Here is a 21386-nt window from a genome sequence, read left to right on the forward strand (position 1 = left end):
CTATACCGGCAGGACGACGCAATCGCGCGCCCGTATCCGGACTGAAACCTGCTTGCCTTCGCTCAGCGGATGCTCGTCGATCTGGTTGATCGCCTGAAGCTGCCGTCCACCTGCATCCAGGAAGTACCGGGCGACCTGCCCCTGATAATCCACCGTGGTGACGCGGGCGTCCAGAACCGTCGCATCCGCCCCGGCTTCGGCCGTATCGCTCAGTGCCAGTTTCTCGGCGCGGATCGACAGCTTGACCTTCTGGCCGGCGCTCAGGGTCTGATCCCCCGTCACGCTGGCCAGGATGGGCCCCAGACCGTCGACATCCAGTCTCGCCACACCGCCGTCGACGCCGGTCACGGAGGCGGCGACAATGTTGGAATTACCCAGGAAACTGGCGACGAACTCCGAGGCCGGACGATTATAGACCTCTTCCGGCGTGCCGACCTGTTCGACATGGCCGGCGCTCATGACCACGATCTGATCGGACATGGCGAGGGCTTCGGACTGGTCATGGGTGACGAAGACCGTCGTGATGCCCAAGGTGTCCTGAATGCGCTTCAACTCAATGCGCATATCCTCGCGCAGATTGGCGTCCAGCGCCGACAACGGCTCGTCCAGAAGCAGCACATCCGGCTGCACGACGATAGCGCGGGCCAGCGCGATACGCTGCTGCTGCCCGCCGGAAAGTTGGCTGGGCATACGGTCCGCCATCTGAGGCAATTGTACCAGTTCCAGCGCGTCCTTGACCCGCTTGGCCGCCTCGTCCCGTGCGACGCCGCGATATTTCAGACCAAAGGCGACGTTCTCGAAGACCGTCTTGTGCGGAAACAGGGCATAGTTCTGAAACACGATGCCCAGATTGCGCTTGTGAATGGGAAGGTCGTTGACCCGTCGACCCTTGATTTGGATCTCGCCCTCGGTGATCGAGGTCAGTCCCGCAATCATCCGCAGGGTCGTTGTCTTGCCGCAGCCCGACGGGCCCAGAAGGGTCAGAAACGATCCCTCCGGTATCTCAAGATCCGTCCTGTGCACCGCCGTGAATGTGCCATAGCGCTTTACCACGCCTTGCAGATCCACCGCCGTTTGCGTTCCGTCGCCCACGGTATCCTCCTAGAAATGGTATCCGTCCGGGGAATGGGGGCCGGCGCACCGGCCCCCGCCCGTTTCGGATCAGTAGCCCTTCTGGACCCGACCGAAGGTCTTCGACCATTCGGCTTCGTTCGAGTTCCAGTACGGCGGATCGAAAAAGTTCAGACCCGACAGTGTGCCCGTCGGATCGAAGGCCGGCAGCGCGGCGACCTTGTCGCTGAGCTTCACCTTCGTCGGATCGAGCGCCGGCGGGTAGTTCTGCCCCTCGGCCACGGCGATCGCGACGTCCGGCTCCAGCATGAAGTTCAGAAGCTCTTCGCAAGCTTCCATCGGGCTGCCTTTCAGCACGAACAGGCATTCCTGCCAGCCCAGACCGCCCGGCGGATCGTAGTAGCCGATATCGTGGCCCTCGTCCTGCAGCGCCTTGATGCGACCGGACCAGCCCTCGGTGACGTAGATTTCCTCTTCCGCCAGCAGGCTCATCAGTTCGGCGCCGGATGCCCAGTACTTCAGCGCCAGATCGCGGTGCTCGCGGATCGCGTCCCAGACGGCATCCATGTCTTCGATGGCATTCGGGTTCTGATCGGTCTGCAGCGCGCCGTACCAGATGCGCGTCTTCCATTCACCCCAACCGCCGATCTTGCCCTTGTATGCCGGATCGATCAGCAGCTTCGCGCCCTTCTCCTTCATCTCCTCATCGGAGATGTACTTGCGGTTATAGGCCAAGCTGGTCGTGCCGTAATCGTAGGGCACCGCCGACAGCGTGCCGCCGGTAACATTGCGCAGAACATCCTGCAGCGCCGTGATGACGTTCTTCAGGTTGGGAATGTTGTCTTCGTTCAGTTCCGTCGACAGTTCCAGATTGTGATATCGCACATAGTCGAAGACGCCGGACAAGTGGGCGATATTGAATTCGCCCGGCTGGCTGGCCTTGACGCGGGAGATGTATTCGTCGGCACCGCCGAAGGTACCGTCGACGACCTCGATGCCGGTCTTCGCGGTATAGGCCTTGAAGGCATGCTCGCGGAACGCCTCCGAGACGACACCGCCCCAGCCGTCGAAGCGGACCTGGTCCGGCTTCGCGGCCATCGCGTGGCGTGTCAGTTTCGATACCGGCAGGCCAGTCACGCCGGCCGTCACGGCCGCGGCGCCCAGCAGGCCCAGGAAGGTGCGGCGTTCCAGATCCCCGTTGCGGTACCGCTCCAGCAGGCGTTCATAACGTTTCGTCGTATCCATTGTGCTCAAAGCCTCCTCTGCTCCATGTCGATCGCGTGTTTCGCGTTACGGTCTGTCAGTGCCGCCGGCGGGCGCGATCGGGCCCCGGACCGGCGTGTCTCGGTAGGCCAGTCTAGCCCCTTTGCTTTCGCCCGAGGCGGCGCGCAGCGGCGGCCCCCAGGAGCGGCAGGGCGACGGTGACGATGATCATCACGGTCCCCAGGGCGTTGATCTCCGGCGAAATTGAATTGCGCAGCATGGCGAAAATCTGCGTCGGCACCGTCTCCACCCCGCCCGGCTTCCAGAACAGCGTTCCGGTGATGTCGTCAAAGGAAATGGTGAAGGCAAACAGTCCCCCCGCCAGCACAGCCGGCAGGATCAGCGGCAAGGTGATCTGGAAGAAGGTCTCGATCGGCCCGGCCCCGAGGCTCATCGCCGCCTCTTCATAGTCGCGCCGCACCGCGACCAGCCGTGCCTGCACGACCAGAATGACGAAGGGCAGCGTGAAAATGACATGGCCGGCCAGCAGCAGCGGGAAACTCTTCGGCACCCCCATGGCGCCCAGGAACAGCAGCAGCGCGACTGCCAGCACGACTTCCGGCACCAGGATCGGCGCGATCAGCGCGGTGGCGATCAGCGTCTTGCCCGGGAAGTCGTAACGCACCATGGCCAGCGAGGCGAGGACGCCCAGGGTCGTCGAAATGACCGCGGTCAGCGCGCCCAGCAACAGCGAGGTCTGGAAAGCCCGGACGATGGCCTGGTTCTCCCACAACTCCACGAACCAGCGCAGGCTGAGCCCCTCCATCGGGAAGGAACCGAACTGGTTCGCATTGAACGACAGCAGGACAACGACGGCGACAGGCGCGAACATGAAGAGATAGATCAGCGCGGTGCCGAGACGGATCAGGTTCCAGCTGGTGAACATGGTGCCTCTCCCCCTATCCGAAGCTCTTGGCGATCTGGCCCATGCCAGCGAAGCGGTTGTAGACCGCGACGACACAGCCGAGCAGGATCAGCAGGACAAGCGACAGCGCCGAGCCAAGCGGCCAGTTCAACTGGGTGATGATCGCGTCGAAGACCAAATTGGCGAACATCGCATCCGTCGGCCCACCCAGGACCAGCGGGGTGATGTAGGTGCCGGCGCCGAGCACGAAGCACAACAGCGAACCGGCGGCCAGCCCGGGCAGCGAAAGCGGCAAGGTGACCTCCCGGAACGCCTGCCAACCCGTGCAGCCGAGGGAGCGGGCCGCGTCGACGAGGTTCCGGTCGATGCCGTAGAGGCTGACATAGATGTTCAGGATCATGAAGGGCAGCAGGAAATGCACCAGCCCGACGATCACGGTCCATTGATTGTAGAGCATCTGTATCGGCTCGTCGGTCAGCCCGATCCAGATCAGCGCCGCGTTCACGATCCCGCTGGAACCCAGAATATTTATCCAGGACATCGTGCGGATGATGTAGCTGATCCAGAACGGCAGCATCAGCAGCAACAGCAGGAATGCCTTGTGCTTGAACTGTGTCGTCGCGATGAAATAGGCGGGAATGTAACCGGCGATCGCGCAGATCACGGTCGTCGCGAAGGCGATCCAGATCGTGAACCCCATGATGTCGCGATAGAACGGGTCGGTCAGAACCTCGATCCAGTTGTCGAGATGGAAGCCGGCGATATCCGCGCCTGTCGCCGTGCGCAGCCAGAAGGAATAGACGACGATGAACGCGACCGGCACGACCAGCAGCAGAAAGATGGCACTGAGCGCCGGTGCCAGCAGCCGCCACGGCCGCCAGGCATTGTCCATCGGATCGAGCGAAGCCATCGAACCAGTCCCCTGTCCGTCGCCGGTCCTTGCCAGCGAACGCTTGTTGATTGCCGATAGGTTTCGGCAAGCCGATTCATTTTTCAAATAGATAATGGAAATCCTGATCATAGTTTGAGAGAATGATTGGGATGAGTGATCTCGGAACGGATGAAGGCGACCGGCTCGCCCGGCAACTGGACTGGAACCTGCTGCGCACCTTCGTTGCAATCGTGCAGGAGGGCGGGATCACGCCTGCCGCCAACCGCCTGTTGCTGAAGCAGCCGACCGTCAGCAACGCCCTGAAACGGCTGGAGGATCGGATTGGCAAGCGGCTGATCGATCGGGGCCCGGGTCATTTCAGGATCACCGACGCCGGCGAAACGCTCTATCGTGAAGCCATCGAGATCTATGGCTCGATTTCCCGCCTGACCATCGCCGTGCGGGACATCGAAGAGACCGTTCGGGGGCACATCGCCATCGGCATGGCCAGCCATGTGATCTTCCCGCCCTTCGACGAAAGCCTTCGCGATTTCAGCGCGCGGCATTCCCAGGTCACCTATGACATAACCGTCGCGACCAGTGCGGAAGTAGTGGGATGGGTGCTGGAAAAACGAGCCAGCTTCGGTGTCTGCCTTGTCCACAAACGACACCCCAAGCTGGATTACTTCCATCTGTACAGGCAGCATTTCGGCTTCTTCTGCGGCCCGGATCACCGGTTTTTCGGGCGCACGGACCTCACCCTGGAGGATCTGACCGGCGAGCCCTCGGTTTCATTCAGCACCGACCAGTTGCACGATGCCCTGCGGCCGGTGGCCCTGCTGCGTGCCAGCATCGGCCTTGACGACACGATTCGTGCCATGTCCCCGCATCTGGAGGAAGTTCGCCGCCTGATCATCGCTGGGGTCGGCATCGGGCCGCTGCCGATCCATGTCGTGGAGCGCGACGTGCGGGACGGGCTGTTGTGGCAGTTGCCCCCCTATGAGAATCCGCCGGAAATCGATATCTTTCTGGCGACCAACCCGGCTTCGCGACTGAACCGGGCCGAGACACAGTTCATTGAGGACCTGACCCGGCGCGTGTCGGCCCTTCCCGAGGCAGCCCGACATTTTCCCTAGTCCGGCCCTCTTTCAAGGAGTTCGCCCATGAATCCGGATGACGACCGCGACATCGATATCGATGAAACCCGTCGGTTTGGCCGGACGATCGATTTCGGCAGAACGGCAAAGGAATATGGGCGGCATCGGGCCGGTTTCCCTTCGGCCTTTTTCCAGGCCCTGGCGGATCGCGGGATATTGCGCCCCGGGATCCATGCCCTGGATATCGGCACAGGCACCGGAACGGTCGCCCGTGGTCTCGCCCTGGTCGGGGCCCATGTCGCCGCCATGGATCCGGCCGCGCATCTGATCGATCAGGCCCGCACACTGGACGCGGAGGCCGGGGTCGATATCGCCTACACGATTGGCAGCGCCGAAAACCTGGACACCAAGGACGCAACGCTAGACATCGTCACGGCCGGTCAGTGCTGGCACTGGTTCGACAGGCCCCGGGCAGCGGCCGAATGCTTTCGCGTGATCAAGCCCGGTGGATATCTGGTCATCGCGCATTTCGACTGGATTCCGATCGAAGGCAATGTCGTCGCGGAGACCGAGGCCCTGATCCGGATGTACAATCCTGCCTGGACAATGCACGGCGGAACCGGCCTCTACCCGCGCTGGACCGTCGACATGACCCTGGCCGGATTTGAGGCGCTGGAGACATTCTCCTTCGATCAAAGCGTCCGCTACAGCCACGCAGACTGGCGAGGGCGCATTCAGGCCAGTGCCGGTATCCGGGCCAGTCTGGACGAAGATGCCTGCCGGAGGTTCGACGCGGACCTCGCCGGGGTGCTGACATCGCAGTTCCCGCATGATCCAATGGATGTGCCGCACCGCTGCTGGACCGTGATCGGGCGGAAACCGGATCAGACCTGAAAGAATACGGCCCCGCGCCGGATAGCACGGGGCCGCATATTCTCGACACTGAACGGGTTCAGGACCGGTCGGCATTCTCGCCGATATTGTCCACGCCCCGTTCGTCAACGACACGCGTCAACCAGTCCGGATCCATCTCCGGAACCGAGGACAGCAGCAGATCCGTGTACGGGTGATGCGGCGGGGTGAACATTTCGTTCTTCGGGCCCTGCTCCACGACCTGCCCCTGTTTCATCACGACAACTTCGTCAGCGATGGATCGAACCGTCGCCAGATCGTGGGTGATGAACATGTAGGCTAGGTTCAACTCCTTCTGCAGCCGGTCCAGCAGCTTCAGGATCCCTTCCGCCACCAGCTGGTCGAGGGCACTCGTGACCTCGTCGCAAATGATGAAGGTCGGGTTGGCCGCCAGCGCGCGCGCAATGCCGATACGCTGTTTCTGCCCCCCTGAAAGTTCCGTCGGATATCGGTAATAGTATTTCGACGGCTCCAGTTCGATCATGTCCAGAAGGGAGTCGATACGGCTCTTCAACTCACCGCCCTTCAGACCACTGTAGAACTGTGCCGGACGACCGATGATATCGCAGATCCTGACCTTCGGATTCAACGCCGTGTCAGCCATCTGATAGATCATCTGGGCCTGGCGGAGCTGCTCCTTGCTGCGATCCTTGTAGCTCGCGGGCAATTCCTCGCCCTTGAACATGATCTTTCCCTTGGTCGGTGGCAGCAAACCGGTGATGCACCGGGCCGTCGTCGATTTGCCGGAACCGGACTCGCCGACGACCGCGACCGTCATCCCGGCATGGATGTCGAAGGACACGTCGTCCAGGACCTTCGTCTTGCCGTAGGCCGCATCGACATTCTGGACCGAGACCACCGGTGCGACGTCACCCGCCGGGCGGCTTTTCTGTTCCCGCTTGAAGCTGCGCACCGCCCAGAGGGACTTGGTATAGTCCTCCTTCGGGTTGGCCAGCATCGAACGCGTGTCGGATTCCTCGACCTCGTTGCCCTTCAGCAGCACCTTGATCGTATCCGCCATCTGCGCCACGACCGCGAGATCGTGGGTGATGTAGATCGCCGCGGTGTTGAACTGTTCAACGATATCGCGAATGGCCAGCAGGACCTCGATCTGCGTCGTCACGTCGAGCGCGGTTGTCGGCTCGTCGAAGATGATCAGATCGGGACGGCAGGACATTGCCATGGCCGTCATGGCCCTCTGAAGCTGACCGCCGGACACCTGGTGCGGATACCGGAATCCGATTTCCTGAGGGTTGGGAAGACGCAGCCGCTCATACAGCTGCATCGCGTCTTCCTGGCTCTCCATCCGCTTCATGATGCGGTAGTGGGTCGGCGTTTCCGTGTGCTGGTCGATCAGCCGGTGCGCCGGGTTGAACGATGCGGCAGCCGACTGGGCGACATAGGCGATGCGCGAACCGCGCAGGGCCCGCCGATCCCGTTCCGGCGTCGTCGTCAGTTCCATGCCGTCGAATTCGACCGACCCGCCGGAAATCCGGCAGCCGTCCCGGGCAAACCCCATGGCGGCGAGCCCGATGGTGGATTTACCCGCCCCGGACTCCCCGATCAGGCCCATGACTTCACCGCGATGAAGGGTCAGGTCGACGCCGTGGACAATCTCGATCCACTTGTCGTCCGAATACCCTTCGATTCGCAGATCCTTGATCTCCAGCAGGACCTCTTTCTTCTTCTCAGTCATATCATTGCTCCTTCAGGCCGGACGACCGGTACAGCATCCAGTCGACGACGAAGTTCACGGCAACCGTCAGCAGGGCGATCGCCGCAGCCGGGATCAGCGGTGTGATCTCCCCGAACGAGATGAGCGTCGCGTTCTCACGCACCATGGAACCCCAATCCGCCGTGGGCGGCTGGATGCCCAGCCCCAGGAAGGACAGGCCGGCGATCAGCAGGAAGACAAAGCAGAACTCCAGGCCGAATTCCGCGATCAGCGGCGCGGTTGAGTTCGGCAGGATCTCCTTTCGGATCAGGTACCACATGCCCTCGCCGCGCAGACGTGCGGCCTCTATGTAATCCATCACCACGATGTTGCCCGCAACCGCCCGGGTGAGGCGGAAGACGCGCGGCGCATAGATGATGGCCACAACCAGGATCAACAGATAGGTCGTGCTCATATAGGCGCTGAAGATCGACAGCATCAGCAGCGAGAAGATCAGCGATGGAATGGACATGATCACGTCAGCCAGGCGGCCCATCGCCTGATCGAACCAGCCCCCCTTCGTCGCCGCCAACAGGCCGGCGATCGCCCCCAGCAGGAATGCCAGCAATGTCGCGGCCAGCGCCAGCCCCACCGTGTTCCGCGCGCCGTAAACGAGGCGGCTGAACAGGTCACGGCCAAGCTGATCCGCCCCCAGCAGCATGGTCTCGTCGGGCGGTGCGAAGGATTGTGAGATGACCTCCGCCTCACCGAAGGGGGCAATGATCGGGGCAAAGACGCCCGCGATCGTATAGGTCATGATCACGAACAGGCCGAATGCCGCCGTCAGCGGTGCCTTGGCCAGTTCCTTCGCGGTCTCATACGGCGTGATGATCACCAGAAATTCCCGGAAGGCATAGGCCGTCCCGCCGGCAAGCGCGAGCGCCCCGGCGGCAAGCGTGATGTTCCAGAGCCAGGACTCCCCGCCGATAATCCCTACGATGAAGGATGCCAGCGTCAGGGAGAAAAGCAGCATGAAGACGCTTTTCTTGCCGTAGAAAGCTGCGAGACACGACGCACCGATCAACAGTGCATAATATCCGATTACGAAGTAGTTCATCCTTCCCCCCTCACTTCCTGTGACGCAGACGCGGATTCGTCAGAATCGCGAGCACGTCGGCCGCCAGGTTCAGCAGGATGAACGTTGCGGCAAAAATCAGACAGCACGCCTGGACAATCGGGAAGTCGCGCTTGGTCACACTGTCGACCAGCAACTGACCGATGCCCGGATAGACGAACACGACCTCAACCAGCACCACCCCGGTGATCAGGTAGGCGAGGTTCAGCGCGATCACGTTGATGATCGGGGCCCAGGCGTTGGGCAGGGCGTGTTTGACGATGACTTTCCAGGCCGGCATCCCCTTCACGCGGGCCATTTCAATATACGGACTGGCCAGCAGGTTGATGATTGCCGCCCGGGTCATGCGCATCATGTGCGCCGTGACAACCAGCACCATGGTCAATGCCGGCAGGAAGGTCCGGTGCAACAGATCCAGGAATGTCATGTCGTTGCTGAGCTTCGCAATCGCCGGGAAGTACCCCGTCTTGACCGACAGATAGAGGATCAGGATGTAGCCCAGGAAGAATTCCGGAGAAGAAATCGACGTCAGCGTCGCCACGTTTGCGACCCGGTCGAAGATCGAGTTGCGCAACAGCGCGACGGCGACCCCCAAGGCGATCGCAAGCGGTACTGCGATGACCGCGGCGTAGCAGGCCAGGAACAGCGTATTCGCGAAGCGCGGTCCAATCGCCTCCCCGACCGGAGTGCCGGTTACGGCGGAATGACCGAAATCGCCCGTCAGCGCACCGCCGAGCCATTCGAAATACCGGATATACGCCGGATCTCCCAATCCCAGTCTTGCGCGCAATGCGGCAAGGTTCTCTGCGGTCGCCCCCTGGCCCAGAATGGCCTGTGCGACATCGCCCGGCAGCAATTCCACCATGCCGAAGATTATGATGGAGATTACTAGAAGCGTAAGCGCCCCCAACCCCAGGCGCTTGACGACAATGTCAAGTACATCACCCATGACATACCCCCCTGTTGAATGCCTGTTTCAGGTCTGTCCCCCGGACGCGACATCACGCCGGATGTTCTTTTAGATCAGCCGTTCGCAAGGCATTCGTTTGGAAACCAAAAAACCGGCGCCGGATGCGACAGACCCGCCGGGCTTGTGCCCGACAGGTCCGCCGACGTTCCGGGACCGGCGAAAGCGTATCTGCCGACCGGGCAGACCACTTAGCCTTCGAACCACCAGCGGCTGCAACCGCGGGCGCCGTCGACCTGCCAGCTCGCGGCGAGGTTCTCGCCGTGCTTGACGTTCTTGCGACGGGCATAGACGAAGTTCGTGAACATCGGAACGATCGTGCCGCCGTCATCGCGTGCCAGCTGGCACATTTCGCGATATTGCTCAGCGCGCTTCTGCTGGTCCAGTTCAGCCTTCGCCGCGCGAAGCAGTTCGTTGAACCGCTCATTCTGCCAGCGGCTTTCGTTCCACGCCGCGTCATCCTTGTAGGCCAGGCTGAACATCACATCCGGCGTCGGGCGCGCGCCCCACTGCACCATGCAGAACGGCTTCTTCAGCCAGACGTCGGAATAGTAACCGTCGTTCGGCTCGCGCACGACATTGATGTTGATACCGGCCGCCTTCGCATGTTCCGCGTAGAGGACGCAGAGGTCGACCGCGCCGGAATAGACGCTGTCCGCCACCGACAGGTTGACGGTCAGGCCTTCCGCACCGGCCTTTTTCAACAGCGACTTCGCCTGATCCGGATCGTAGGTCCGCTGCGGAATGTCGTCCGGGTGGTAGGGCATGCTGGGCGCGACGTGGAAGTCGTTGCCCGGAATGGCCGTGCCGAACGCGATCTTCTGGACGATCTCCTCGCGGTTCATCGCCAGCTTGAGGGCATTGCGGACATTGACGTCGTTGAACGGCGCCTGATCGCAATGCATCGGCATGGTGATCGCCGCGGCGCTGGGCACGTTGTCGATTTCGATATTCGGGTCCCGTTGCAGCAACGCCAGCGTCTTCAGCTCCAGCTGGGTGATCGCGTCGACCTGACCGGTGACCAGTGCCGTCTGACGGGCGTTCGGGTCGTTCAGAACAGTCATCTCGACGGCGTCAAAATAGGCGCCTTCCAGGTGCCAACCTTCATGGCGCTCCAGCGTGGTGCCGACACCGAACTCATGATTCACGATCTTGTACGGACCGGTACCGTCGCCGGACTGCCAGTCGATCTTGCCGGTGCCGTCATCTGGGCAGATTGCCAGGTGGTAATCGGTCATCAGCCAAGGCAGGTCGGCATTGCCTGTCGACAGCTTGATCGTAATCGTGTGATCGCCGTCCTTGGTGATGTCCTCGACATCCTTGAGGAGCGCCGTCGCGGCCGACGTGCTGTCTTCGCCACGGTGGTGGTTCAGGGATGCAATGACGTCGTCCGCCGTCACGGGCTTGCCGCTGTGGAAGGACGCGCCCTTGACGATCTCGAAGGTCCAGTTCTTGGCATCCGGCGTGGCGGACCAGGATTCGGCGATGTCGCCGCCGAGGCTGTTGTCCGGATTGATCTGGGTCAGATAGCTGCGATAGGTATGCGCGAGCTGAATCATCGAGAAGCTGAGATACGTTCCCGGATCGTGCGAATCCGAGGTGTTGCCGTCATGCGTGCCAAGACGGAAGGTTCCGCCCTTCTGCGGTGCCGCCTGCGCAACCTTGGACGTCCAGAGACCGGACGCCGTGGAGGCCGCGACCCCAGCCGCGACGGCGAACTGCATGAAGTCGCGACGGGACAGTCGTCCGCGCCGGGCTTCCTCCGCCATACGGTCGATCAGATCGGTGCTCTTGTTACCAGACATGTTACCCCCTTGGATTTTGCGTTTCATAGCGACTGTTGCGCTTGTTGTGCGACTGAAGATCAGGCCAGAAGTCGTCGAAGTTCGGCCCCCTGTACATCTTCTCCCGTCACGCTCTGTTCGGCATTCTGATGGTTACACCACCCGCCATCTCTATATGCAGGTCGAAAAGCAATCCGCCGCTATCCCGTTTGGTCGCGAATTCCGTCAAAAAGCGACGCAATACGGCCCAAGAATGGCCAAAATAACCAACGAGATCGGGCGAGACGCGGTCAGATTAGAACAGAATCGCTGACCTAGTTCTTGTCCCGACGGTGACTTCCGACACCCTGCTCAAGCATAAGCGTATACAAAACCGATCGAATGTCCAATGGGGTCACGGAAGTTTTATTATCCAGGCATTGAAGTTTTATTGTCGAAGATGTGTGCTTTTGCCTGAAGCACTGGCCAATGGACAGGCCGCCAGAAACCCGACTAATCCTCAGGAAATCAGCCGGAAGTAGAGCTTCGGCAGGGCATCCGGTAACGCCGTGACCTTGTCGATCTGAAGCATGTTCCGGGATCCGAAGATGCGCGTCAGTTGACTGACGCCGGCGCCGGTCAATCCGACACAAAAGACATCCACCCCCAGCCGGGCCATTTCCTGAACGGCCTTTCGCGCATCTTCGACCAGATACAGCGGGTCCGGGGCGTCGACATCCGACGGTTCCCCATCCGTCACCAACAGAACCAGGCGACGATGGGACGGCTTGCGTGCAATTTCAGCGGACGCGTGCCGCAAAGCAGCCCCCAGACGGGTCGACAATCCAGGGCGAAGCGCCGCGAGGCGTGCCCGACAGGAATCGTTGAAGCCTTCCTCGAAGTCTTTCACCCGATAGAACCGGACGTCATCCCGCCCATCGGAACAGAACGCCCGCAGCGCAAACGGATCCCCCACCCCCGACATCGCGTCGGCCAGCAGTGCAGTCGCCGCACGCTCTATGGCAAAAACGGATTCTGCGGTCCCGGCGACAGTATCCTTTGTCGACTCGGAGATATCGAGCAGCAGCAGTACCGACATGTCGCGGTGCAGTCGCGCCGTCACCTCATAGACCCGGCGGTCGGGCTCGGCACCGGCGCGCCGGTCGATGACCGCGCGAATACAGGCATCGAGATCCAGGCGGTCCCCGTCCGGTTGGCGCCGCAGCCTGACCGGACGACTGACCCGGACACGGTCGACCAAGGCGGCGATCCGGGCCCGTGTGTCGTGGTATCGGGACAACAAGCTTTCGATCACGCCGGCGGATGCGGGCCGAAAGCCGTATTCCTGAACCGTAACCCAATCCGGCCGCAGCCGTTCCGCCCGACGGTCCCATTCAGGATATCGCGCCACGGGGATACCGACATCCGGATCCGGCTCGGCGGGGCGGACAGGGGACGTTTCGGCCCTGTCATCCTCCGGCGAGGCATCCCTGTCCTGCCTGCCGTCAGCCGCCTCCTGCTGTGTGACGCGGGCGGCAAGCAGGACCTCCTGTTCCTGTTCCTCGGCATTCGGCGGTGGGTCGCCGAAGTCCCACAATCCTGTTCCATCGTCCCGGTAAGGCGGTTGAACGGCATAGGTCTTGGCATTGAACTGAACACGCATCTGACCAAGGTCGTTCCCCAGCAGATTGCCGATTTCGCGCGACATCCTTGGGTCCTCTATGTCCGGCAGGCGCTGCTGGAACAAGGACACCCCCTTTCGTACCCATGGACTTGGATCGTCGAACTCCGGGTCGATCAGGGCCCGCGCGAGGCGGGACATCAGGCCGTCCGCGATGTTCGGTCCCTCCGGTCGGGCCTCATGGAACCGCCGCCACAGCCGGATCAGCCCCGGATAGCGGCGCCCTGCCAGGGTTTCCACCCGGGCGTCTTCGATCAACGACACCAGCGCGATCTGCATCGGTTTCAGACTTCCGACCGAAAATCGGGTGCCGGAAAAGGTCAGGTGCGCGCCCATATGCGCTACGGCCGCAAAGTAAAGCAGTCGTTCCTCGTCCTTCGTGTAACCGCCGATCCCATCCGGCAGCCGGAACATCGAACCGTCAAAGACAGGTCGGCGAACACTATGCATATCCAGGGGGGCGGACACCGGGCGAATGGTCGGATCGATCTGCCAGAGCGCCACCGTGAAGGACTTGATGGCGCGCATTGCGGCGTCGAGCCCGCCCGATCCGGCCTCCTGATCCAGAACCCGCCTGGCATGGGGAACCGACATGGCGAAATAGCGTTGCCGGTCCCGTGACGAAGCGAGGCCGGCGGAGACCCAGGCCGCAAAGCCAGCGACATCGACAGCCGCAAGCAGGCTTTCGATCCTGTCCAGAACGGGCCTCAACAGTTGTGGATCTTCCGCGATCACCGCATCCAGCGCCCCAAGCCAGATGTCGAATGCGATCCTCTGCGGCAGCTTGGGCACAGCCTTCGTCGACTGCACCAGAAGCAGACGGGCAAGATCCGTTCCATCGGATGTGCAGAGCGCGATTGCGCGCTCGCCCAGATCAAAGGCCGCCGCGGCGGAAACATGGCGCGCACAGACCAGCGAGGCATGGACATAACCGGATGCGAGCGATGGACCGGAAACGCTGCACAACCGGTCGAACTGTTCCGTCCAGCGCTCCAGATCCCGGCCGGCGAATTGGCGATAGACGGCGGTCCAGGTCGGGCCGCTGATCCTGTCAAAGGCCGCGAGCCGCCTGTCCCGACGGCGGCCCCGATCGCCGATTGGATCCATGGCCGTCTATCCGATGCAGGCGGCGACGGTTTCGGTCAGTGCGCCGCGGAGGTCGGGATCGTCGGTGATCGGCAGGATCATGGTAGCGCGGCACGCTTCCGGCAGCGGAACGCCGCGCCGGATCAGCCTGCCCGCCTGGATCAAGGTGCGCGTCGACGCACCTTCCGAAAGGCCGTGCCCCTTCAGATTGCGCGATCTTTCGGCGATTGCGACCAGGACACCGGCTGTTTCGGCATCGACATCGGCTTCCCTGGTGACGATTTCGGCCTCGGTGGTCGGTTCGGGATAGGTGAAGTCCAGGGCCGCGAACCGCTGCTTCGTCGATTCCTTGAGATCCTTCACCACGCTCTGGTAGCCGGGGTTATAGGATATCACGAGCTGAAAATCCGGATGGGCCGGAACCAGTTCATTCTTCTTTTCGAGCGGCAGCAGGCGGCGTTCGTCCGTCAGGGGGTGGATCACCACGGTCGTGTCCTGCCGCGCCTCGACGATTTCATCCAGGTAGCAGATGCCGCCATGACGCACCGCCAGGGTCAGCGGTCCGTCATGCCAAACCGTGCCGTCGGCATCCAGCAGGAACCGTCCGACCAGATCCGACGCCGTCATGTCCTCATGGCATGCGACCGTGATCAGCGGCTTTTTCAGGCGGGCCGCCATGTGTTCCACGAACCGGGTCTTGCCGCAGCCCGTCGGGCCCTTGAGCATGACCGGCATGCGCGCATCATACGCCGCCGCAAACAGGTCGATCTCGTTGGCGACGGGCCTGTAATACGGCGTCCCGTCGATCAGATACGCATCCAGTGGCATGGGAAACACTCTTCCTAGGGAGGGGACCGGACGGGGCGGAGGGAGTTCACGCCCCGTCCGTTCGGGTTCAGCGATGCTTCACGGTGGATTCGTTCGGAATGCCGTCCATCGGGCATTCCTCCGTTCCTGCCGTGGAGCGCGTCATCGCCTCGACCATTTCGCGGGTACCCTCCGGATCCGTGACCCACTTGCTGTAGAAGTCATACGGACAGGCGGCCACGCCCTTGTCGCTCTCGCCGGACCCGATCATGCCCGTGTAGCCGCGGTGGACCAGCTTGTAGAGGTGGTTCTGCGACTGCATGTTCTTGCGGGCATCGCGGATGAGGGACGTCGACAGTTGCGCGTACTGGATGCCCATATCCTCTTCGCCGCATTCGCCCAGCGTCCGGCCGTCGAATCCGATGATCGCCGAATGGCCGAAATAGGAATAGACACCGTCGAAGCCGGCGGCATTGGCCACCGCAACATAGCAGTTGTTTGCCCAGGCCATGGCCTTGGACATGATCACCTGCTGATCCTTGGCCGGATACATGTAGCCCTGGCAACGGACGATCAGTTCGGCGCCCTTCATCGCGCAGTCGCGCCAGATTTCCGGATAGTTGCCATCGTCACAGATGATCAGGCTGATCTTCAGGCCCTTGGGACCCTCCGACACATAGGTGCAATTGCCGGGATACCAGCCCTCAATCGGAACCCAGGGCATGATCTTGCGGTACTTCTGGACGATCTCACCCTTGTCGTTCATCAGAATCAGCGTGTTGTAGGGCGCCTTGTTCGGATGCTCCTCATGCCGTTCACCGGTAAGCGAAAACACACCCCAGACCTTTGCCTTGCGGCAGGCCGCAGCGAAGATTTCCGTCTCCTCGCCCGGGCAGGTCGACGCCGTTTCATACATTTCCTTCTGGTCGTACATGATGCCGTGGGTGCTGTATTCGGGGAAGATCACCAGATCCATCCCCGGCAGGCCGACCTTCATGCCCTCGATCATGCTCGCTATGTTGCGGGCGTTTTCCAGTACCTCCGCCTTAGTGTGCAGGCGGGGCATCTTGTAGTTGACGACAGCGACCCCGACCGTATCGCGGCTGCTGGAAATATCACCGTGAAGCATTGCGTCCTCCGTTCTTGATGTTTGGTACTCGGTCCGGTCCGGCTGCGCCTGTATCCGCCCCTAGACCGCCATGTGCCGCTGGACGAGGTCGTCCGTAAGTTCGGCGATGGCTCCCGACGCCACGGCGCATCCCTTCTCCATGATCACGAAGGTGTTGCTGGCGCGGCGCGCGAATTCGACGTCCTGTTCCACCAGCACGATCGCGATCCCGTGCTTGCGGTTCAGGGCGACGATCGATTCCTCGATCTGTTCGACAATGTTCGGCTGGATCCCCTCGGCGGGTTCGTCGAGAAGGATGATCTTCGGATCGGTCAGCAGGGCCCGCGCAATAGCGAGTTGCTGCTGCTGCCCGCCGGACAGGTTCCCGCCCGCCCGGCCGATATGCTCCTTCAATGCCGGAAACAGATCGAAGACGATGTCTTCCAGATCCTGCCGGTCCCCCGGACTGCGAGCGAAACCGCCGACCCTGAGATTCTCCATGACGGAGAAGCGCGGCAGTATCCCCCGCCCCTGCGGGACATAACCGATCCCGGCCCGCGCCCGCATGTGGGTGGCAAGGCCCGTCATCTCCTCGCCGTCCAGCCGGATCGACCCGACCGTGCGATCGAGCAGCCCGAGCACGGCGCGCATCAGGGTCGTCTTGCCGACCCCGTTGCGCCCCAGGACACTGACAAATCCGCCGTCCGGGACATTGACGCTGACCTGCTGCAGGACGTGGGAGTTTCCGTAAAAGCCGTCCAGGCCGTTGATCTCAAGCATGGCCGATCCCCACTTTTCCCAGATACACTTCACGTACCTTCTGGTTGTCGCTGATCTCGTCGGCGCGGCCTTCGGCCAGCATGGTTCCCTGATGCATGACCGAGATCACGTCACCGATCTCCTTCACGAAGCCCATGTCATGTTCGACCACGATGATCGTGTGCCGCCCCTTCAGGCGGTTGCAGATATCCGCGGTCTTTTGGGTTTCCTGGGAAGTCATGCCCGCCGTCGGCTCGTCCAGCAGGATGAGTTCGCTGTCCTGTGCCAGCAGGAGGGCGATCTCCAGCCACTGTGTCTGTCCGTGAGACAGGTACGACGCCGGCTGATCCAGGAAATCGACCAGGCCGACGAAATCGGCCAGCTTCTCCAGCCCATCCCGCTCCGGGGCTCGACCGATCCTGACCAGATTGGCAAAGACGCCGGTGCGTTTGCAGTACGCGACCTCCAGGTTCTCCCGCACCGTCAATTGCTTGAAGACGCTGGGCACCTGAAATTTCCGACCGACTCCGGACCGGGCAATCAGATGTTCCTCCAACTGTGCCAATTCCTTGCCGCGATACCGGATCGATCCGGATGTCGGCTTGGTCTTGCCGCAGATCAGGTCCAGAGCCGTGGTCTTGCCCGCCCCGTTGGGCCCGATCAGGCAGCGCAATTCGCCTTTGGCCACCGTCAGGTTGAGGCCGTCCACGGCCCGGAAGCCGTTGAAACTGACCGCGAGGTTTGAAAGTTCCAGATGCGTGCTCATGACCGTTCAGCCGCCCCCTTCTCGGTAAGGACGGAGACATCGGAAACGGTCTCCGTCTGTTGTCTTTCGGAAGGCGCCGCGAGTCGTCGACGCAGCATTTCGAACAGCCCCGCCAGCCCGTTCGGCAGGAACAGGACGACCAGTACGAAGGCCGCGCCCATGATCAGGGTCCAGGTGTCCAGGAAGGTTTCGGATTCCGACAGGGTGCCTTCCATGCCGGCGACAAGGATCGCGCCCAGCAATGCGCCCAGCAGGCTCTGCCGGCCGCCGACCGCGCACCAGATGACGATGGAAAGGCTGAGCGGCACGCCGAGAAAGGTCGGCGACGCGAACTCCATCACCACGGTGTAGAGCATGCCCGCCACACCGGCGATCCCGGCGGAGACCGAGAATGCCAGCACCTTGTACCAGGCAACGTCGTAACCGAAGAACCGCACCCGGTCCTCGTGGTCGCGCACCGCCTGGAGGATCAGCCCGGCCTTGCTCTTGGTAACGGCCAGCGCCAGGAACAGGCAGACCGTCATGCACACCGCAACCAGGTAATAGGTCGACTTACTATAGGCATCGAATTCGATGCCCAGCAGTTCCAACTGTGCCAGATCGGTAATTCCGTTGAAGCCGCCGGTGAAGCGCTGCTGGTCGATGATCAGCAGATTGCCGACCACCAGGGTGGCCAGCGTGATGATCGCGACATAGACCCCGGTCACCCGTCCCCGGAACATGAACCAGCCCAAGACGACGGCCAGGAAAACGGGGATCAGGACCCCTGCGGCCAAGGCGAAGGACATCGAATGGAAGGGCTGCCAGAACCATGGCAGGGTTTCGACATTGTTCCAGACCATGAAGTCTGGCAGGCCGCCTTCCCCGGTATGGACCGGGACCGTGCGCAGTTTCAGCGCCATGGCCATGCAATAAGACCCGACGCCGAAGCTGAGCGCCTGACCCAGATTGAGGATCCCGGCATAGCCCCAGGACAGGCTGAGCGCCATGGCCGCCATGCCGAGCACGAGGTATCGCGCGTAGCGGTTCAGCAGGAAGTCGTTGTCCAGGACCAGCGGGAACAGGAAGATCGCGATGCAGACAATGGCGTAGACCGTGATCTGGACCGCCGTCCGGTTGCCGAGGAACTGTGTGAATGCGTTAGACATATTGGCGCCTCCTCTCACGACCGGATACGGGAGACGAACAGGCCCTGGGGCCGGAAACGGATCAGCACGATGATCGCCAGCAGCACCAGCGCCTTCGCGATCGTGTCGTTCCACAGATAGGCCAGACCGCCGGTCAGCTCGCCCAGCATCAGGGCACTGGCGACCGTGCCGAACAGGCTCTGCACCCCGCCCAGGACGACGACGAAAAACGCGTCGACGACATAGGTCGTCCCCATTTCAGGCGAGACGCTCTTCAACGGTGCGACCAGCGCGCCCGCCAGGCCGGCGAGACCGGCCCCGTAGGCGAAAGTCAGGCTGTAGACCTTGTCGGCGTCGATCCCGAAACAGGAGGCGACGCTGCGGTCCTGAACCACGGCACGCAGTTTGGTGCCGAAAGTCGTCCGGAACATCAGATACCAGGTCACCGCGAACAGCGCGGCGACAAAGACGAAGATGAACACGCGATAGCCGGGCACATCGACCCCCAGTATGCCGACGGTGCCGGTCAGGAGTGAGGGCATTTCGACGTAGCGCAGTTCTCCACCGGCCGAGAGGCGGATGGCCTGCTGCAGCATGACGCCGAGACCCCAGGTCGCCAGGATCGTGTCCAGCGTTCGTGTATAGAGGAAGCGGATCACCCCGCGTTCCACCAGCCAGCCCAGGGCGCCCACGCCCAGAAAGACGACGATGAGGCTTGGCAGAAGGCCGACACCGAAGAAGGCGTTCATCGCCCAGGCACCATAGGCACCCAGCATCACGAATTCGCCATGCGCCATGTTGATGACGCCCATCGACCCGTAGATGATCGCGAGACCGAGCGCGATCAGCAGCAGGATCGACCCGATGCTGAGCCCGGTCATGATTTGTTGAAGAAAGAATTCCATCTGATGTCCCGTTCTGTCCGGGTGCGGCGCGTCCCGGTCCCGAAGGACACGGGACGCCACCGCACGGGGTTCAGCGACTGTCCGCCGGTCTGCTCTGTACGAGGCCGTCCGCGGTGCAGTGCTGGCTGGGATAGGCGGCGTAGGGCTCCGGCTTCAGCCATTCCTTGGAATCGCGCAGCACTTCGAACTGGCCGTCCGATTTCGCCATCGCGATCTTCGGCCACAGCCAGGTGTGCAGATTTTCGGATTCCAGCCGGACCCGGCCTTGCGGAGCCGTCAGTTCCTGCCCTTTCACCGCCTCACGGATCGTGGTCGGATCGATATCGCTCGCCGCCAGTTGCTCGACCGCCTGCTTGAACAGGTAGATCTGGAAGTAGGACGGTTCCGACACGAAGTGGGTGACCTTGTCGCCGCCCCAGCGGGATTTGTAGGCCTCCACGAAGCGTTCGTTCTCAGGCGATTGGTGGACCATGAAATACGGCGCGGAGGTGAAGTGACCGGCCGCCGCGTCGCCGCCCATGGCCGCGACCTCGTTCTCCGACGTCGTCAGGCTGGCCATCGGCATCTTGTCCGGATCGAGGCCGGCCGCCCGGTACTGGCGGTGCAGCGCGACGACGGAATCGCCCACGACCGTGGAGAAGATGACGTTCGGCTGGGTGCTCTGGATCTTGTTGATGACCGAACTGAACTCGGAATGGCCCAGCGGGACATATTCCTCGTTCACGACTTCCGCGCCGAGTTCTTCCAGCAGCTTCTTGCAGTAATTGTTCTCTTCCTTCGGATAGATGTAGTTCGATCCGATCAGGTAGAATTTCTTGCCGAACTTCTCGACCAGCCAGGGAATGAACTCATCCTGCTGCTGGTTCGGCACGGCGCCGGTGTAGATGACGTTCTTTGAGCACTCGCGGCCTTCATAGAGCGTCGGATACCAATAGAGATTGTCCCGCTTCTCGAAGACCGGCAGGACCGCCTTACGGCTGGCCGAGGTATAGGAACCGAAGACCGAAACGCATTTGTCGCCGACGACCAGCTTGCGCGCCTTGACCGCGAAGGTCGCGGGGTCGGAGGCCGGGTCTTCGACCACCGGCACGATCTTCATGCCGTTGATGCCGCCGGCATCGTTGATCTCTTCGATCGCCAGCAGGGTCGCCTTGTTCAGCGATTCTTCGATGATGCCGGTCGTACCGGTCAGCGAAAACAGAACCCCGACCTTGATTTCGCCATTCGAAGCGCGCGCCAGGGACGTATCCTTGCGCCAGATATGCGGGGCTGCGGTAAAGGCGCCCGTTGCCGCGGCGCCGATCAGAAAGTCTCTTCTCTTCATGCTCTTTCTCCCTGTCCGAAACACAAAAAGCCCCGAGCCGATCCGCGGGATGCGGTCGTTCTCGGGGCACCATTGCCAACACTGTGTTATGGACGGCCGCGCGGCCGCCAAAAATCGATTCCCAAAATTGGGTCCGGAGGGAAGCAACAAAAAACCCCACGGACTCGCGCATCGCGAAATCGTCGTGGGGCTGCTTCGCCGTCGATTTTTAAGGGCGGCTTCTCT

At 61.9% G+C, this 21386-nt stretch carries 18 protein-coding genes; 2 read left to right on the plus strand and 16 right to left on the minus strand.

The window, feature by feature from the left end; genetic code table 11:
• The 4 genes from R8L07_00600 to R8L07_00615 all read right to left on the minus strand — a co-directional run bounded on the left by R8L07_00600 (position 1) and on the right by R8L07_00615 (position 4109).
• On the minus strand, positions 1-1092 hold the full coding sequence (locus R8L07_00600; protein ID MDW3204011.1) for an ABC transporter ATP-binding protein: 1092 nt from the start codon (positions 1090-1092) through the stop codon (positions 1-3).
• A gap of 69 nt (positions 1093-1161) precedes the next feature.
• Positions 1162-2316 (minus strand): extracellular solute-binding protein, encoded by a 1155-nt coding sequence (locus tag R8L07_00605; protein MDW3204012.1) that lies wholly within the window; start codon positions 2314-2316, stop codon positions 1162-1164.
• Positions 2317-2428: 112 nt separating this feature from the next.
• The gene (locus R8L07_00610) at positions 2429-3220 is read right to left on the minus strand and encodes an ABC transporter permease (GenBank protein ID MDW3204013.1); all 792 of its coding nucleotides are present in this window, start codon (positions 3218-3220) and stop codon (positions 2429-2431) included.
• A 13-nt stretch (positions 3221-3233) separates the two neighbouring features.
• Positions 3234-4109, minus strand: coding sequence for an ABC transporter permease (locus tag R8L07_00615; GenBank protein MDW3204014.1), 876 nt, complete (start codon positions 4107-4109; stop codon positions 3234-3236).
• A gap of 131 nt (positions 4110-4240) precedes the next feature.
• Between R8L07_00615 and R8L07_00620 the strand changes: the two genes are divergently transcribed.
• Positions 4241-5206 carry a LysR family transcriptional regulator gene (locus R8L07_00620; protein ID MDW3204015.1) on the plus strand — a complete coding sequence of 322 codons (966 nt, stop codon included), beginning with the start codon at positions 4241-4243 and terminating at the stop codon, positions 5204-5206.
• Between the two features lie 27 nt (positions 5207-5233).
• A complete protein-coding gene (locus R8L07_00625) occupies positions 5234-6061 on the plus strand; it encodes a class I SAM-dependent methyltransferase (protein ID MDW3204016.1) in 828 nt (275 codons plus the stop codon).
• Positions 6062-6119: 58 nt separating this feature from the next.
• Here the strand turns inward: R8L07_00625 and R8L07_00630 are convergent, their stop codons facing one another.
• The 12 genes from R8L07_00630 to R8L07_00685 form a co-directional block, all read right to left on the minus strand.
• Entirely contained in the window at positions 6120-7775 is a 1656-nt protein-coding gene (locus tag R8L07_00630; GenBank protein MDW3204017.1) for an ABC transporter ATP-binding protein, read from the minus strand.
• Position 7776: 1 nt separating this feature from the next.
• Complete coding sequence (locus R8L07_00635) at positions 7777-8850, minus strand: ABC transporter permease (protein MDW3204018.1); 1074 nt, start codon at positions 8848-8850, stop codon at positions 7777-7779.
• 10 nt (positions 8851-8860) lie between these two features.
• Positions 8861-9817 carry an ABC transporter permease gene (locus R8L07_00640; GenBank protein ID MDW3204019.1) on the minus strand — a complete coding sequence of 319 codons (957 nt, stop codon included), beginning with the start codon at positions 9815-9817 and terminating at the stop codon, positions 8861-8863.
• Positions 9818-10026: 209 nt separating this feature from the next.
• Positions 10027-11640 (minus strand): ABC transporter substrate-binding protein, encoded by a 1614-nt coding sequence (locus tag R8L07_00645; protein ID MDW3204020.1) that lies wholly within the window; start codon positions 11638-11640, stop codon positions 10027-10029.
• A 478-nt stretch (positions 11641-12118) separates the two neighbouring features.
• Positions 12119-14386 carry a VWA domain-containing protein gene (locus R8L07_00650; GenBank protein MDW3204021.1) on the minus strand — a complete coding sequence of 756 codons (2268 nt, stop codon included), beginning with the start codon at positions 14384-14386 and terminating at the stop codon, positions 12119-12121.
• Between the two features lie 6 nt (positions 14387-14392).
• Positions 14393-15193 carry a CbbQ/NirQ/NorQ/GpvN family protein gene (locus R8L07_00655; protein MDW3204022.1) on the minus strand — a complete coding sequence of 267 codons (801 nt, stop codon included), beginning with the start codon at positions 15191-15193 and terminating at the stop codon, positions 14393-14395.
• 67 nt (positions 15194-15260) lie between these two features.
• Positions 15261-16301, minus strand: coding sequence for an aliphatic amidase (locus tag R8L07_00660; protein ID MDW3204023.1), 1041 nt, complete (start codon positions 16299-16301; stop codon positions 15261-15263).
• A 60-nt stretch (positions 16302-16361) separates the two neighbouring features.
• Entirely contained in the window at positions 16362-17060 is a 699-nt protein-coding gene (urtE, locus tag R8L07_00665) for an urea ABC transporter ATP-binding subunit UrtE (GenBank protein MDW3204024.1), read from the minus strand.
• The gene (gene urtD, locus R8L07_00670) at positions 17053-17805 is read right to left on the minus strand and encodes an urea ABC transporter ATP-binding protein UrtD (protein ID MDW3204025.1); all 753 of its coding nucleotides are present in this window, start codon (positions 17803-17805) and stop codon (positions 17053-17055) included. Before urtD ends, urtE begins: the two co-directional genes overlap by 8 nt.
• Positions 17802-18953 carry an urea ABC transporter permease subunit UrtC gene (gene urtC, locus R8L07_00675; GenBank protein MDW3204026.1) on the minus strand — a complete coding sequence of 384 codons (1152 nt, stop codon included), beginning with the start codon at positions 18951-18953 and terminating at the stop codon, positions 17802-17804. Before urtC ends, urtD begins: the two co-directional genes overlap by 4 nt.
• A 14-nt stretch (positions 18954-18967) precedes the next feature.
• Positions 18968-19837, minus strand: a complete 870-nt coding sequence (gene urtB / locus R8L07_00680; GenBank protein MDW3204027.1) for an urea ABC transporter permease subunit UrtB — start codon at positions 19835-19837, stop codon at positions 18968-18970.
• Positions 19838-19907: 70 nt separating this feature from the next.
• A complete protein-coding gene (locus tag R8L07_00685; GenBank protein MDW3204028.1) occupies positions 19908-21161 on the minus strand; it encodes a transporter substrate-binding domain-containing protein in 1254 nt (417 codons plus the stop codon).
• Between the last annotated feature and the right edge of the window lie 225 nt (positions 21162-21386).

Source organism: Alphaproteobacteria bacterium (assembly GCA_033344895.1).
GTDB lineage: Bacteria > Pseudomonadota > Alphaproteobacteria > UBA8366 > Aestuariispiraceae > Pacificispira.